The organism is Acidimicrobiia bacterium (assembly GCA_035651955.1).
Classification (GTDB): Bacteria; Actinomycetota; Acidimicrobiia; order IMCC26256; family JAMXLJ01; genus JAMXLJ01.
In genome coordinates this window covers 1-15,000 of sequence record DASRES010000031.1, presented here as the reverse complement: position 1 = coordinate 15,000, position 15,000 = coordinate 1, and the positions used below count along the sequence as shown (strand labels likewise).

The 15,000-nt window shown below is 71.9% G+C and carries 14 protein-coding genes; 7 read left to right on the top strand and 7 right to left on the bottom strand.

The window, feature by feature from the left end; translation table 11 throughout:
• Nucleotides 1–128: 128 nt before the first annotated feature.
• Together VFC33_07250 and VFC33_07245 are read left to right on the top strand one after the other, a co-directional pair.
• Nucleotides 129–416, top strand: a complete 288-nt coding sequence (locus tag VFC33_07250; GenBank protein ID HZR13032.1) for a hypothetical protein — start codon at nucleotides 129–131, stop codon at nucleotides 414–416.
• Nucleotides 417–567: 151 nt separating this feature from the next.
• Complete coding sequence (locus VFC33_07245; protein ID HZR13031.1) at nucleotides 568–2,211, top strand: EAL domain-containing protein; 1,644 nt, start codon at nucleotides 568–570, stop codon at nucleotides 2,209–2,211.
• Nucleotides 2,212–2,288: 77 nt separating this feature from the next.
• Here the strand turns inward: VFC33_07245 and VFC33_07240 are convergent, their stop codons facing one another.
• Together VFC33_07240 and VFC33_07235 are read right to left on the bottom strand one after the other, a co-directional pair.
• A complete protein-coding gene (locus tag VFC33_07240; protein ID HZR13030.1) occupies nucleotides 2,289–3,995 on the bottom strand; it encodes a CoA-transferase in 1,707 nt (568 codons plus the stop codon).
• 6 nt (nucleotides 3,996–4,001) lie between these two features.
• Complete coding sequence (locus VFC33_07235) at nucleotides 4,002–5,099, bottom strand: acyl-CoA dehydrogenase family protein (protein HZR13029.1); 1,098 nt, start codon at nucleotides 5,097–5,099, stop codon at nucleotides 4,002–4,004.
• Nucleotides 5,100–5,346: 247 nt separating this feature from the next.
• Here VFC33_07235 and VFC33_07230 point away from each other — a divergent pair, with 247 nt between their 5' ends.
• Nucleotides 5,347–6,555, top strand: coding sequence for an acyl-CoA dehydrogenase family protein (locus VFC33_07230; protein ID HZR13028.1), 1,209 nt, complete (start codon nucleotides 5,347–5,349; stop codon nucleotides 6,553–6,555).
• A gap of 52 nt (nucleotides 6,556–6,607) precedes the next feature.
• Nucleotides 6,608–7,447, top strand: a complete 840-nt coding sequence (locus VFC33_07225) for a TIGR03619 family F420-dependent LLM class oxidoreductase (GenBank protein ID HZR13027.1) — start codon at nucleotides 6,608–6,610, stop codon at nucleotides 7,445–7,447.
• Between the two features lie 12 nt (nucleotides 7,448–7,459).
• On the opposite strand, the gene VFC33_07220 is transcribed toward VFC33_07225, so the two are convergent.
• From VFC33_07220 to VFC33_07210, 3 genes are all read right to left on the bottom strand, one after another.
• Complete coding sequence (locus tag VFC33_07220) at nucleotides 7,460–8,149, bottom strand: ABC transporter ATP-binding protein (protein ID HZR13026.1); 690 nt, start codon at nucleotides 8,147–8,149, stop codon at nucleotides 7,460–7,462.
• Nucleotides 8,146–9,714, bottom strand: a complete 1,569-nt coding sequence (locus VFC33_07215; GenBank protein HZR13025.1) for a hypothetical protein — start codon at nucleotides 9,712–9,714, stop codon at nucleotides 8,146–8,148. The genes VFC33_07220 and VFC33_07215 overlap by 4 nt, the downstream gene beginning before the upstream one ends.
• A 70-nt stretch (nucleotides 9,715–9,784) precedes the next feature.
• Complete coding sequence (locus VFC33_07210; GenBank protein HZR13024.1) at nucleotides 9,785–10,972, bottom strand: thiolase family protein; 1,188 nt, start codon at nucleotides 10,970–10,972, stop codon at nucleotides 9,785–9,787.
• A gap of 89 nt (nucleotides 10,973–11,061) precedes the next feature.
• On the opposite strand from VFC33_07210, the gene VFC33_07205 reads away from it, so the two are divergent.
• Entirely contained in the window at nucleotides 11,062–11,499 is a 438-nt protein-coding gene (locus VFC33_07205) for a hypothetical protein (protein HZR13023.1), read from the top strand.
• A 19-nt stretch (nucleotides 11,500–11,518) separates the two neighbouring features.
• Here the strand turns inward: VFC33_07205 and VFC33_07200 are convergent, their stop codons facing one another.
• The gene (locus VFC33_07200) at nucleotides 11,519–12,040 is read right to left on the bottom strand and encodes a DoxX family protein (protein HZR13022.1); all 522 of its coding nucleotides are present in this window, start codon (nucleotides 12,038–12,040) and stop codon (nucleotides 11,519–11,521) included.
• 229 nt (nucleotides 12,041–12,269) lie between these two features.
• On the opposite strand from VFC33_07200, the gene VFC33_07195 reads away from it, so the two are divergent.
• Both VFC33_07195 and VFC33_07190 read left to right on the top strand, forming a co-directional pair.
• Nucleotides 12,270–13,097 carry a GPR1/FUN34/YaaH family transporter gene (locus tag VFC33_07195; protein HZR13021.1) on the top strand — a complete coding sequence of 276 codons (828 nt, stop codon included), beginning with the start codon at nucleotides 12,270–12,272 and terminating at the stop codon, nucleotides 13,095–13,097.
• A gap of 276 nt (nucleotides 13,098–13,373) precedes the next feature.
• Nucleotides 13,374–14,564 (top strand): amidohydrolase family protein, encoded by a 1,191-nt coding sequence (locus VFC33_07190; GenBank protein ID HZR13020.1) that lies wholly within the window; start codon nucleotides 13,374–13,376, stop codon nucleotides 14,562–14,564.
• Between the two features lie 15 nt (nucleotides 14,565–14,579).
• Here the strand turns inward: VFC33_07190 and VFC33_07185 are convergent, their stop codons facing one another.
• Nucleotides 14,580–14,795 carry a hypothetical protein gene (locus VFC33_07185; protein ID HZR13019.1) on the bottom strand — a complete coding sequence of 72 codons (216 nt, stop codon included), beginning with the start codon at nucleotides 14,793–14,795 and terminating at the stop codon, nucleotides 14,580–14,582.
• Between the last annotated feature and the right edge of the window lie 205 nt (nucleotides 14,796–15,000).

Genomic DNA, 15,000 nt, shown 5'->3' with positions numbered 1-15,000 from the left:
CACCACCGCCCACCGCGCGAGCGGGTTCCCCACCGTCGACGGCCACGCCGCCGCCGGCTCCGGCGACGGTCGTGCCGCCCGCCCGGGGTCGCGCGCCCGCCGGCGCCAGCGGCCCGAGCACGGCTTCGGTGAGCACCACGTCCACGGCCTCGACGACGTCGCCGCCGTCGACCGCGGGCGTTCCTGCGGCCGCCGCACCGGCATCGGCGGGCCCGCAGCCCACGCCCCCGACCGCGGGCGCCGCGCCGGCGACACGTCCGTCCGTCGAGGTCCGCGCGGCGGCGGTCCGCCGTACGGGTGACAGGGCGGCGACCGGCTCCGGGGTCAACCGGGCCGAGCTCGAGATCCTCGCCGGCTTCGTCGCGCTGGTCGCGCTGGGCGCCTTCTTCCGTCGTCTCCGGCCTCCCATCGTCTGAGGGCCGGGCGCGCGCTACAGCCGCGGGCCCCGACGGCCGACAACACAACCCGGGTCGGTCGCCGGACGAGCATCACCTTCGCGCCGGCGGCGACGGAGCCGGGCCGTGCGCGACGCGCGGGGAGGGGTCAGGCCCGAGGGAGCCATTGCACATGGAGCACTCGACCCGCGGCGGGCCGCGGCGCCCGACGCGGCTGCGCGATCGCCGCGACGCCGACGACGCCGTGTGTGTGGCCGCCGAGGACGGGCCGACGGTCCTCGTCGCGGATCGTGACGACGGCGAGCGCCGAGTCCTCGTGGAGGTCCTCGAGGCCGAAGGAATGCACACGCTCGAGGCGGCGACGCTCGCGGAGTGCCTCGCGTCGATCCAGTTGCGCGATCCCGACGCGGTCGTCATCGCGCGCGATCTCCACGACGAAGCAGCCGACGATCCCGTCACGGCCGTGCGCGCCGCGGACGACGGCGGGGCGGTGCCCATCGTGCTGCTGACCGACCTCGACGCGCCGACGATCTCCACGCGCGCCGCCGACGACATCGTCGTTCGTCCGCTCGATCCGCGCGCCGTCATCGACCGTCTGCGCGCGCGCCTCCGGCAACACTCGGCGTGGCTCTCGCACGTAGAGCGCAACCGGACGGCACACGCGCTGGTCGTCGACGCGCTGACGCGCGCACGTCCCGGTGACGACGCGGCGACCGTGGCCGCGTTCGTGTGCCGCACCGTCCGCCGCCTGCCCGACACCGGCGCGGTCGCCGTGCTCCAGGTGCTCCCCGACGATCGCCTCGGTCTGCTCGCGGGCGTCGACCGCGCGGGCGCGCCGCTCGCTCCCGACCACGTGCTCGGCCGACGGGAGTCGCGGCAGGTGCTCGATCGCACCGACTCGAGCGCGTGGGCGGGACCGCCGCCCGCGTCGATCGATCCCGACGAGTCCGGCGCGCCCGCCGTCTTCGCACCGATCCGCGCGCACGGCGACGTCGTCGGCGTCCTGGTGCTCGGGACCGCTCGCGACGCGACCCGCCGCGGTCACCTGACGAGGCTCGCGATCGGCACGCAGCTCGCAGCGGTGGCGGGGACGATCCTCGGTCCAGCACTCGCCGCGCGCGCCGAGAGGCATGCGCGCCGCGAGCTGGAGGCCGTCATCGCCGAGCGGGCCTTCCAGGCGGTGTTCCAGCCGGTCGTCGAGCTGGCCGACCGGACGGTCGTCGGGTTCGAGGCGCTGACCCGCTTCGTCGACGGCGGCGACGCCGACGCGCAGTTCGAGCGGGCGCGACGGCTCGGCCTCGGAACCGAGCTCGAGCTCGGGACGCTGCAGCTCGCCGTGGAGCGCAGCGCCCGGCTCCCGGCGGACACGTGGCTGTCGGTGAACGTCTCGCCGACGTTGCTGTGCGGGGACGGCGACGCCGTCGTGTCGTTGCTCGGACGCGTGGAGCGCCCGCTCGTCGTCGAGATCACCGAGCGCGAGCCCGTCGACGACTATGCCCGGCTCCGCGCGTCGGTGCGCGCGCTCGGGCGAGAGGTCCGCATGGCCGTCGACGACGTCGGCTCGGGCTACGCGAGCCTGCGTCACGTGCTGCACCTGCGGCCGGCGTTCGTGAAGCTCGACGCGACCTGGGTGCGGGACATCGACGCCGACGCGGCCCGTCAGGCGCTGGTCGCCGGCCTCGGGTACTTCGGCACGTACACCGGGTGCCGGCTCGTCGCCGAGGGCGTCGAGACCGAGCACGAGGCCGCCGCGCTCGCAGAGCTCGGCGTCGCACTCGCGCAGGGCAACCTGTTCGGCGCATCACGCCGCGTTTAGCAGCGGCGGCGACCGGAGGAGCCCGCAGGAGCGGCGAGCTGTACGAGCGCGACCAGCGAGCAACCTTCGGGCTCGTGTCAACGAGCCCGAAGGAACCAGCCGCGTGGGTCCCATGAGCGCAGTCGCGCGACCTCTTCGGCCGTGACGGGCGGGAGCTCGCGTACCTCGGGCGCGACCTGGAGGTCCCAGCCGCACTGCGCCTTCGCGGCCTGGACGCGCTCGTCGACGGTCCCCTCTCCCGCGGCGACCGCCGTGAGGACGAGCTCGGCACCGTCGACACCGTCGCCGCCGTCGTCGAGCTTCTCGAGGAGCGCGAGATCGGTCGCGAGCGCGCGCACGGTGCGCCCCGGCGACGTCACGTAGCCGCACTCGGGCGGCGTGCGCTGCGGCGTCAGCGTCGCGACGACGACCGACTCCGCGGCGACGCTCGCGACGTCGTTGCCGCCTCCCGACCCCACCAGGAAGGCGCCGCCCGGGATCACCGTCGAGTTGATGTTGCCGAACCGGTCGACCTGCGCGCCGCCGAGACACGCGACGGTCGTCGTCCCCGCGCCGCCCACGAGCGCGCCGAGGACCATCGTCGCGTCGTTGAGCATCGTCGCCGACGGGAAGTTGCGGTGGTTGAGCACGAACGGGTCGGCTGGCGTCGGCACGTACCCCCACAGGCCGATCTCGGCGGTGAGCTCGACGTGCGAACCCGCGGCCCGCGCCTGCTCGACGCCGAGCCACGCGGACAGGTTGGCGACGCCGGCACCCGCGAGGACCGCGTCGGCGTCGAGCGCGAGCACCCGCGTCGCGAGCTGGCGCGCGCCGTGCACCGCGGCGAGCTCCCACCGGTTCGGCGGCGCGTCGAGATCGGGAGCGAAGCACGCCTCGTCGTCGCGCCACGAGTCGGGTTCTGCCTTGCGTCGGAGGGCGCGCACACGATCGGTCCCGAGCCGTGCGACGTACGCGTCGTGCGTCGGCACGTCGAGCACCCACTCGCGGATCCAGGCATCGAAGTCGTCGCCCCGTGACGCCGCGCGCGCGTCGACCCAGAAGTCGTAGTCCTCGCCGTAGCCGTCGACGGGCAGACCGCGGGCGAACAGGCCGCCGGGGTGCGCGCCCATCGGCACCTCGCACACCGCGAGCACACGATGTGCGGGGATCGCGACGAGCGGGGACCACTCGCGGACGGACTCGACGACACGCTCGGCGGTCACGATGACGCCGCGCTTCGCCGCGAGCGCGCCCCAGATCCCCTCGAGCAGCGGCGGGTTCACGACGACGTTGCCCTCACGGTCTGCCAGCGGCGCGTGCACCAGCGCGACATCGGGCTGCAACGGTGCGAGCACACCGACCTCGCCGAACGGCGTGGCGACGCGCGCATAGCCGTCGTTCTCCTCCATCGACGACCCGACGATCGAGCGTGTCGCGATCGCGGGCAGGCCACGCGCCGCCGCCTCGAGCCGTTGCGCGAACGCGAGGAACGACCAGTGCTCGACCTCGACCTCGCCGCTGCGGTACGCGTCCCCGAAGATCCGGTTCGGCGTGAAGTTGGGGAACGAGTCCCCCGAGTAGCCCGTGACGACGCGCCGCACCAGCCCGCCCCGGAACAGCAGCGTCCCGAGGCTCGACAGGCTGAGCATGACGAGCGTGAACCCGGCGTCGCGTCCCCACCACTGCCGGACGACCTCGTAGGTCGCGGCGGTCCACCGCGTGTGCCCGACGACGGGGTGCAGCGCGTCGCCCGCCCGGACGTGCTCGGCGACCGCGTCGCGCAACGACGCGCGCTTGTCGGCCACGCCGGGTTACGCCGAGCCGAGGACCAGGTCCGCGAGCCGCTGCCGCTGGTGCCCCTGGTAGCCGAGCATCACGTCGTTCTGCTTCGCGCGCTTGTAGAAGAAGTGGGCGTCGCAGTCCCACGTGAACCCGACTCCGCCGTGGATCTGGATGTCCTCGCCGGTGATCATCACGGCGGCCTCGCCCGCGAAGCCCTTGCACATCGCGGCCGCGTGCTCGCGCGCCGGATCGTCAACGTCGGACGTCCACGCGGCATAGTGCGTCCCGACCCGTGCGAGCTCGAGCTCGTGCAGCATGTCGACAGCCTTGTGCCGGATCGCCTGGAACGACGCGAGCGGCCGGTCGAACTGCACGCGGTCCTTCGCGTACTGGACCGCCTCCTCGAGCGACTGCTCGCACGAGCCGACGAGCTCGGCGGCGAGCGCGACCGCGGCGTCGTCGACGACACGGTGCCAGATCTCGGTGTGGTCACCCATCGGTCCGATGGGCACCGCGCGACGCTCGTGCAGCTCGAGGCGCGCGGCCTTGCGCGTCGGGTCGAGCGTGGGGACGGGCTGCGCATCGGACAGGCCGTCCAGCAGGAACGAACCGAGACCCGCCTCGGTGCGCGCGACGACGATGGCCCAGTCAGCGGTGTGGCCGTCGAGCACGAGCGGCTTCAGGCCCGTCAGCACCCAGTCCGCGCCCTTGCGACGCGCGCGCGTGCGGACGCGATCGACGGGGTCGCCGTGACCGGTCTCCTCGAGCGCGACCGTGCCGCGCAGCTCGCCCGACGCGAGCTGCGCGAGGAGGTCCGGCGCGCCGAGCCGCCCCGCCGCGAGCGTGGCGAACACGCACGACGAGAAGAACGGGCCGGGCAGCGGCAGGCGACCCATCTCCTCCAACACGACGACCATGTCGACGAGCCCGAGGCCGAGACCGCCGTGCTCCTCGGGCACGAGGAGGCCCGGCCACCCCAGCTGCGCGATCTGCGACCACCAGTCGTCGGTGAAGCCGCGGTCGTCGTCGGCCATCGCGCGCACGTAGCTGCTCGGCGACTCGGCGGCGAGGAACGACCGCACGGAATCCCGGAGCGCGTCCTGATCAGCGGAGAATTGGAAGTCCATGTCTATTGCTCCGCTCCCACTCCACTACTTCCGCTCGCTGCGCTCACTTCATCCGCTCCGTTCGCTCCACATGCTCACTCGACTGCGCTCGCTCGCCTGAAGGTGGGCCGGAGAAACCTGACACGGACGTTAGCCCCGCGCGACGCGCGAACACTAACGTGCGTGTCAGGTTTCTCCCCGACGTTCTGTGAAGCGTGAGCTGCCGAAAATGGACGGTTTCGCTTCCAGAAGGAGCGAGTGAGGCGGTATGGATTTCAGCTACGCATCCGAGGATCTCGCGTTCCGGGACGAGCTGCGGGAGTGGCTCGACGAGCACCTCCCGAAGTTCCTCGCCGACTGGGGCGGCAACGACGATCCGGGGGGCGGGCTCACCGCGGGCATCGAGCGCACGCAGGAGCGTCGGCGCGCGTGGCAGCGAACGCTGAACGAGGGTCGCTGGGCGGCGATCAACTGGCCGAAGGAGTGGGGCGGGCGCGAGGCGACGCCCGTCCAGAACGTCATCTACTCGGAGGAGATGGCGCGCGTGCGCGCGCCCGGCATCTACAACACGAACGGCATCTGGCAGATCGGCCCGATGATCATCGCCTGGGGCACCGAGGAGCAGAAGCAGCGCTGGCTGCCGGGCATCCTCGACGCGAGCGAACACTGGTGCCAGGGGTTCAGCGAGCCCCAGGCGGGCTCCGACCTCGCGAACCTGCGGACCACCGCCGTGCGCGACGGTGACGAGTACGTCGTCAACGGTCAGAAGATCTGGATCTCCACCGCGCACCTCGCCAAGTGGGGGCTGTTCCTGCTGCGCACGGACCCCAAGGCGATCGAGGAGAAGCGCAAGCACGAGGGCATCACCGCGTTCATCGTCGACATGGAGACACCCGGCGTCGAGTGCCGCCCGATCCGCGACATCGTCGGTGACGAGATGTTCAACGAGGTGTTCTTCACCGACGCGCGCATCAGCGCCGACTGCCGGCTGGGCGAGGAGAACCAGGGCTGGCAGGTCGCGATGGGGACGCTCGGACGTGAGCGCGTCGGCACCGCAGGCCTCGCCATCAGCATGGCCGCCGATCTCCGGGCGATGATCTCCGCGGCGCGGTCGGTCAACCCGGACGCGCTGCGCGATCCGGAGATCCGCGAGCGCATCGCGCGTGCCTACACGCAGATCGAGTTCACGAAGCTGCTGAACTACCGCGCGCTGTCGAAGATCCTGAAGGGTCAGAAGAACTGGCCCGAGGTCCCGCTCGCGAAGCTGCAGTGGAGTCACCTCGCGCAGTACCTCGCGGAGCTCGCCGTCGACCTGCTCGGGCCGAGCGGTCTCCTCGCGCGGGGCGGCCCGGACGCCGTCGACGGCGGCACATGGACCCGGCTCTACAGCTTCCAGCGCTACACGTCGATCGGCGCGGGCGCGACCGAGGTGCAGAAGAACATCATCGCCGACCGTGCGTTGATGACCCGCAAGTAGCGAGCAGCGGTTCGAGCGGTTGCGCCTCGGGATCGTCACGCCCGTCCTCACGATGCTGCCGCGCGCGCACGCGCGCTGGGAGGAGACGGCCGGGATCGCCGAGGTCGAGCGCGTCGTGGTCGAGGCGGAGCGACTCGGGTACCACCACGTCACGTGCAGCGAGCACGTCGCGATCCCCCGCGACGTCGCCGAGGTGCGCGGCGCGCGCTACTGGGATCCGCTCGCGACGTTCGGGTACCTCGCCGCGAAGACGTCGACGATCCACCTCGCGACGCACGTGCTGGTGCTCGGGTACCACCACCCGCTCGCGATCGCCAAGCGCTACGGCACGCTCGAGCGCGTCTGCGCGGGCCGGCTGATCCTCGGTGTCGGCGTCGGGTCGCTCGCTGAGGAGTTCGCGCTGCTCGGCGCGCCCTTCGACGACCGCGGCGCCCGTGCCGACGACGCAATGCGCGCGCTGCGGATGTCGCTGCGCGAGAGCGAGCCGGAGTACCACGGTGCGTACTACGACTACGACGGGTTCGTCGTCGACCCGTGCGCGGTGCAGCCCGTCCCGCTGTGGGTCGGCGGGCGGACAGCACGGTCGTTGCGTCGTGCCGTCGAGCTCGGCGACGGCTGGGCCCCGTTCGGGCTCGGGACCGACGTGCTCGCCACGATGCTGGCTCGGACGCGCGACACCGAGGCATGGTCGGCGCGCGAGGCCCCGATCGAGGTGGTGCTCCAGAACGAGCGGCCGCTCGACCCGCTCGCCGAGCCCGACGTCGTGCGCGAGCGCGTCGCCCGCATGCGCGACGTGGGCGCGACGATCCTGAACTGCCGCTTCGTGCACCACTCCGTCGTGCACTATCTCGAGCAGCTCGCCGCGATGGCCGACGTCGCCGCGGACGTCTGAACCGTCGGTGACCTACCCCAGATACTCCAAGGTCTCCTCGCGCGTCGCGGTGCCGTCGTGCACGAGGACGCCGTCGCGCAGCACGACGACGCGCTCGACACGGTCGAGGAACGAGAACTGGTGTGTCGCGACGAGCACGGCCGCTCCGGCCGCCGCCGCGTTCACGAGCAGCTCGACGCACGTGTCCTGACCTTCCGGGTCCAGGCCGACGAACGGCTCGTCGACGAGCAGCACCTCGAACGGCCGGACGAGGCCGATCGCGAGCGAGGTGCGTTGCCGCAGCCCGCGGCTGAAGCGTGACGGGAGCTCGTCGGCACGCTCCGCGATCCCGAGCCGTTCGAGCAGCGCGTCCGCGTGCGCGGGCGCGCCCGTGAGCCCGTGCAGCCGCGCGACGTACTCGAGGTGCTCGGCGACGCTGAGGTCGTCGTAGAGGACGGGTTGGTCCGGCACGAACGACACCGCGGCGCGCGCCGCGAGCGAACCGGCCGGCTCGCCGCACACGTCGAGGTCGCCCTCGGTGGGGTCGAGCAGCCCGCTCGCGAGCCGGAGGAACGTCGACTTGCCGGAGCCGTTGTGCCCGACGAGCGCGACCAGCTCGCCGGCGCCGACGACGAGATCGAGGTCGTGCAGCGCGACGACGTCGCCGTAGTGCTTCGCGACGCCGTACGCGCCGATCGCCGGAACCTCGGGGACCTCGCTCACGCCCGCCTCGTCGCCCAGATCGACGCGAACGCGCCCGCGCCCGCCGCGAGCACCAGTGCGCCGACCGCGGCGCCTGCCGCCGCCCCGACCGTGCTGCCACCGTGTTGCATCGCCTGGCGCGCGGCGAGGACGGGTGCGATGCCTGCGATCGCGATCGCCGGGGGTGTGGCCGTACGGAGCACGAGCCCGATGCTCGCGAACTCGGGGAACGAGATGTCGAGGGCGCCGGGTGCTCGCGCGCCGAGCACGACCGCGACTGCGGCACCGCAGGCGGCCGCGGCCGCCGCGGGAACGACCATGAGGAGCGCGACCGCGAGCGCGTCGAGCGAACGGACGAGCGCGAACGCGACGGCTGCGCCGACCACCGTCCCGAGCACGAGGAGGCAGATGGCAACCGCGAGATGGCGCACCAGCAGCGTGCCGCGCGTGACGGGGACGCGCGCGCCGAGGTCGGGATGGTCGCTCTCCTGCGCGAGCGCCTCGGTCGCGTCCAGGCCCGCGAGGAACAGCGCACCCCCGGCGACGACGATCGACGGCGCCGTACCGGCTGCCGCGCCCGCGCCCGCCGCGCCCGCGACGGCACCGAGGACGAAGAAGCGAGCGACGCGGCCGGCGGGCCAGCGCAGCGCGCCCTGCCACCCGCGCCGCCAGCACGCGTGACCAGGTTCGGTGCGCGCCCGCACACGCAGCCACGGGCGCCGGCGCGGCTGCTCCTGCGCGAGCTGCCGGTGCAGGACGATCACCGTGCGGACGTCCTGCACGGTCGCCGCGAACCGCAGCTGGCCGACGAGGCTCGCGCGCCGCTCGGCCGACTCGATCGACAGCCCGCCGATGACGAGCATCCCCGTGACCGGAACGGCGAGCGCCACGGCGATCCCGACGACGGCGACCGCGTCGAACCGCATCGGCCACAGCGCGAACGACCCGAGCAGGCTGGCTGGCGACGTCGTCGTGCCCACCACGACGTCCACGGCCGTCCACGCGACGAGCGCGATCCCGGCACCGGTCGCGACTGCGGCCGTCACGCGACAACCCGACGCGAGCAACGCCGAGCCCCACACCGCGCCCGCGACGAGCGCGCCGAACACGATCCCGACGATCACCCAGACGGCGAGCGCGCCCGTCAACCGGGGCGCGGCGAGCGCACCTGCGATGCCGCCGGCGGCGGGGCCGACGAGCATCACACCGCGAAGCTGCCGCCACGCCTCGCCGCGCAGCACGGTGCCGCGGTCGACGGGCGCCAGCAGCACGTGCGACACGTCGGCGCCTTCCAGCGCGAGTGGCCCGCCGCGGCTCCCGCTGCGCAGGCCCAGCGCCACTGCAGCCGCGACCGCGAGACCGACCCAGGCCTCGCCGTGCGCGCGGACGGAGTGGAGCGTGCGTGCGTCGACGCGCGCGCCGCCGGCCGCGATGACGAGCCCCGCGATCGCCGCACCGACGACGGCCGCGGTGATGTACGCCTTGTAGAGCGCGTCGACCCAGTCGATCTGTGCGACCCGTCGCCGGCGCCGCGCCCGTCGCAACGCTGTCAGCGAGCGATGTGTCGCGGCACGAGATGTCTGCACGCCGGCGAGCGTACCGGCCCCCGAAGATGCGGCACTCACGTACGCCTTCCGTACGTCAGTGCCGCATCTCTCACGACAGGCGTTCGATGACCGTGGCGTTGGCCTGCCCGCCGCCCTCGCACATCGTCTGGAAGCCGTAACGGCCGCCGGTCGACTCCAGGTGGTTCAGCAACGTCGTCATCAGACGGATGCCACTCGCGCCGAGCGGGTGGCCGATCGCGATCGCGCCGCCGCGCGGGTTGAGCTTCGCGGGATCGGGCGCGAACTCGCGCGCCCACATGAGCGTGATCGCGGCGAACGCCTCGTTGCACTCGATCGCGTCGAAGTCCTCGATCTTCATGCCGCTCCGCTCGAGCAGCTTGCGCGTCACCGGGTTCGGTGCCGAGAGGACGAGCACGGGGTCGTCCGCGAGCACGGCGAAGTGCACGAACCGCGCCCGGATCGGGAGGCCGAGTCGCTCGGCGGTCGCGCGGTCGGCGATGAGCATTGCCGACGCGCCGTCGTTCATCTGCGACGCGTTGCCCGCCGTGATGTCCGGCGCGATCGACGGGTCCCACGTCGCCGCGCTCGGCAGCGCGGCGAGCTTCTCCATCGTGGTGTCACGCCGGATCCCCTCGTCGGACGACAGGACGTCGCCGGTGAGCTCGCCCTGCTCGTCCTTCACGGGGATCGGGAGGATCTCCTTCGCGAAGTGGCCGCTGTCGGTCGACGCGGCGGCGCGCTGGTGGCTCTGCAGCGACCACGCGTCCATCTCCTCGCGGGTGATCCCCCACTTCTCCGCCAGGATCTGCGACACCTCGAACTGCGTGAGCAGCTTGTTGTCGCACGCGGCGAGGAACGACGGGCTGAACGGGCCCGTCCCGCCCTTCGAGTTCGACGCCATCGGCGCGCGCGTCATCGACTCCACACCGCACGCGATCGCGAGGTCGTACGCGCCGGCCATGACACCCTGCGCGACGAAGTGGACGGCCTGCTGCGACGAGCCGCACTGCCGGTCGACGGACGTCGCCGGCACGTGCCACGGCAGCCCGGCCGCGATCCACGCGTTGCGCGTGACGTTCGTGCCCTGCTCACCGGACTGCGTGACGCAACCGCCGACGACGTCGTCGATCGTCGCGGGGTCGACGTCGTTGCGCTCGAGCAGCGTCTTCAGCGTGAAGCCGAGCAGGTCGGTCGGGTGCCAGCCCGCGAGCGCGCCCTTGCGCTTCCCGATCGCGCTGCGAACGGTGTCGACGATGACGGCTTCGCGGACCTGCATGGTTGGCCTCCCCGTGCGCTACCTGACATCGTAGTCAGGTATCTGTGCGGGTCCCGGAGGGCGCGGGAGGACGACCGCGGGAGGACGACATGGCCGACGTACCCGAGCACGATCACGTCATCGACACCGGCAAGAGCAAGCTCACGCTCGAGGAGCTCGGCGCCGTGCAGCCCGGCATGGCGCGCGTGATGCCGGAGATCGGCGTGCGGATCTGGAAGTGCTATTACGCGGGCAAGGCGCACAACAAGCCGCTCGCGCGCTTCCAGCTGAAGGAGGCCGTGAACCTCATGGAGATGGGCGTGCTCCTCCGTCCGAAGTACACGGACAACATGTACAAGTTCATCGAGGAGCAGGTCGAGAAGGTCAAGCAGAGCATCGAGAACGAGGACTGGGACGGGTTCGAGTCCGCGTTCCACGAGATGGTCGACGGCGCGAACGGCTATCACGAGCTCTACGACAAGCCATTCCTCCGCTGGAAGATCCCGGAGTACCCGCCGCCCGATCTCGACATGACGCCGCGCCAGTGACGACGCGGCGCTGAACGCGTCACGCCGACGCCGGCTCGCGCTTGGGTGGACGCCAGAAGACCGCGAGCAGCGCGAGCGCGCCGCCGATGCCCGCGGCCGCCGTCACGACGAAGCCCGTCCAGCCGGTGAGCTCGATACCGGCCGCGTGGTCGACGGACCACTGACCCGCGCCGAGCGCGCCGATCGCGAGCCCGCACACGCAGAGCGTCATCACGTACTCGAACCCCTCGCCCGGCCGGAAGATGAAGAAGCCGTTGCGCAGGTGGTTGATGATCCACGCGACGAGCATCACGCCGACGACGCCCGCGGCAGCGACCGGCGTGATGAGACCGACGACGAGCAGCGCGCCCGCACCGAGCTCGACGAGGCTCGCCATCCACGCGTGCATCCATCCCGGCCGCATGCCGAGGCTCTCGAACCACCGGCCCGTGCCCGCGATCTTCCCGCCCCGGAACACGTGGTTGTAGCCGTGCGCCAGCATCACGATCCCCACCACGACGCGCAGCAGCAGCAGCCCGAGGTTCCAATGATTCGCGTCCACCGGTCCCCTTTCGAGAGCTTGGCCCGGCGACGCTAGCGCGCCGCGCGCGTCACACCGAGTGACGCCGCGCGTGCACCGTGGAGCCGGCGCGACCAGCCCGTTTGCGCGTGACCGAGCCCTGGGTAGCTGCGCGATGCCACGGCGGGCAACGCGGCCCTCGGACGCTCTGGCGACGCCCGACCTCGCCCCACCGGAGGTGATCACGCTCGATCGAGAAGGGGGCCTGACGATGATGCGCAGAGACGACGACTACGGGATCACGGTGACACGTACGCCACCGTTCCGGCGGCGGCGCTACCGCGACGACCGCTCCCGAGACGAGATGCCCGAACCGCAGGAGCGTCCCGGGGCGGGACGCGACGGGCACGCCGCCTGGGAGAGCCGGACGCGCGTCGTCCTCACCCCGATCGCGGCGCCGTCGATCCTCGGGCTGTTCGGGTTCATGGGCGCGACGCTGATGGTCGCGGCGAACATGGCCGGTTGGTACGGCACGAGCACGACGTCACCGCTGTTCCTGTTCCCGTTCGCGCTCACGTTCGGCGGCATCGCGCAGCTCCTCGCCGCGATGTGGTCCTACAAGGCACGCGACGGCCTGGCGACGGCCGTGCACGGGACGTGGGGATCGTTCTGGATCGGATACGGGATCCTGTACGCGTTCGGTGCGGCCGGTGCCTTCGCGATACCGGCGAACAAGTTCCCCGAGCTGGGCTTCTGGTTCATCGTCCTCGCGTCGATCACGTGGGTCGCGGCCGCCGCAGCAGCGTTCGAGAACCTCGGCTTGTTCTCGGTCCTGCTGACGCTCGCGGCCGGCTCGACGCTCGCCGCGATCGGCCTGATGACCGGGACGCTCGGCGTGACGCGCGCCGCGGGTTGGGTGCTCGCGTTCTCCGCGTTCTTCGCGTGGTACACCGCCAGCGCCATGATGCTCGAGGGGATGTTCCGCCGGGTCGTGCTGCCGCTCGGCAAGTGGAAGGTCGCGGCGAACGTGCCCGGCCACACGATGCTCGACCCGATCGAGTACCCGGACGGGATGCCGGGCGTCCGCGCCGGCCAGTAGCACACTCGACCGCGTACACGCCCGCGACGCGAACCGCCGGATGGCGCCAGCCGTCCGGCGGTCGTCGCGCGACGTCGGGCTTGTCGGCCGGCGCCGGGGCGCCGCTCTGGGGGGAAGAGTCGACGGGGTTACGTCTGGCACCCCGACGCGACGGCCGTTGTCGCTTCATCGGCCGGCCGCACGCGGTGTTGAGGCAAACGACCGTGGTCGACCGCCGGTCGGCGACGGCAGTACCCTGACGCCGACGTCAGCATCGTGCGATCCGGGGGAAACGGCATGCGCACCGAAGACCTCGTCCTGGTCAGCGTCGACGACCACGTCGTCGAGCCGCCCGACCTGTTCCGCAACCACCTGCCCGAGAAGTGGCAGGAGTTCGCGCCGAAGAACGTCCACGACGACGAGCGCGACATCGACGTGTGGGTCTACGAGGGCAACGTGATCCCGAACATCGGGTTGAACGCGGTCGCGGGCCGTCCGCCCGAGGAGTACGACATCGAGCCGACGAACTACGGGATGATGCGCGCGGGTTGCTACGACATCCACGAGCGCGTCAAGGACATGAACCGCAACGGCGTCCTCGGCTCCATGTGCTTCCCGAGCTTCGTGCAGTTCTGCGGTCAGCTGTTCAGCAAGTCCAAGGACCCCGACATGGCCTTGAACCTGCTGCGCGCGTACAACGACTGGCACATCGACGAGTGGTGCGGCTCGTACCCGGGCCGGTTCATCCCGCTGTCGATCCCACCCATCTGGGACCCGCAGCTCATGGCCGACGAGGTGCGCCGCGTCGCGAAGAAGGGCTGTCACGCGGTCACGTTCTCCGAGAACCCGCACAAGCTCGGCTGGCCCCACATCTTCGGCGACCACTGGGACCCGTTCTTCGCCGCGTGCGAGGAGGAGGGGACGATCATCTGCCTGCACATCGGGTCGAGCTCGACCATGCTCGAGCTCGCCGAGGGCGCGCCGATCGACATCATGATCACGCTCACGCCGCTCAACACGATGCAGGCGGCGACGGACCTGCTCTGGTCGCAGGTGCTGCGCAAGTTCCCGAACCTGCAGTTCGCGCTGTCCGAGGGCGGGACCGGGTGGATCCCCTACTGGTTGGAGCGGATCGACTACGTGTACCAGCAACACCGGTTCTGGACGCACCAGGACTTCGGCGACAAGCTCCCCAGCCAGGTCGCGCGCGAGCACCTGACGTTCTGCTACATCAGCGATCGGACGGGCGTCGAGAACCGTCACGCGATCGGTGTCGACAACATCACGTGGGAGTGCGACTACCCGCACTCCGACTCGAGCTGGCCGCACTCCCCCGAGTCGCTCACGAAGCAGCTCGCAGGGATTCCGGACGACGAGGTCGCGAAGATGACGCACGAGAACGCGATGCGCATCTTCCGCTACGACCCGTTCGCCCACCGCACGAAGGAGTCGTGCACCGTCGGCGCGCTCCGCGCCGAGGTCGACTGACCCGACGCGTCGCGCTCACCCGACCCGGCGCCGGTGGCGGATGCCGGGCACGAGCCCTGCGCCCGCGAGCACGCGCACGGCGCGTTGCTCGTCGGCGTCGATGACGAGGGCGTCGCCTCGCCGCCGTCCGACGACGAACGTGACCACGCACTCGTCGCACGCGGCGGTGCCCTCCATGACGCACTCGTCGCACGAGATCCGGATCGTCCGCGGGGAAGTGGGTTCGCTCATGTCGTCACCCTCCCACGCGGGTATGACACTGACGGCGCCGACGTCTCCGGAGAGGAGGTGCCGATGACGGCTGTGGACGAGGCCGCCCGCCACGAGGCGGTCCAGCGCTACCGGATCCTCGACACGCCGCCCGACGGCGCTTTCGACCGGATCGTGCGGCTCGCGTCGCGGCTGCTCGACGTCCCGATCGCGATCGTCAGCATCG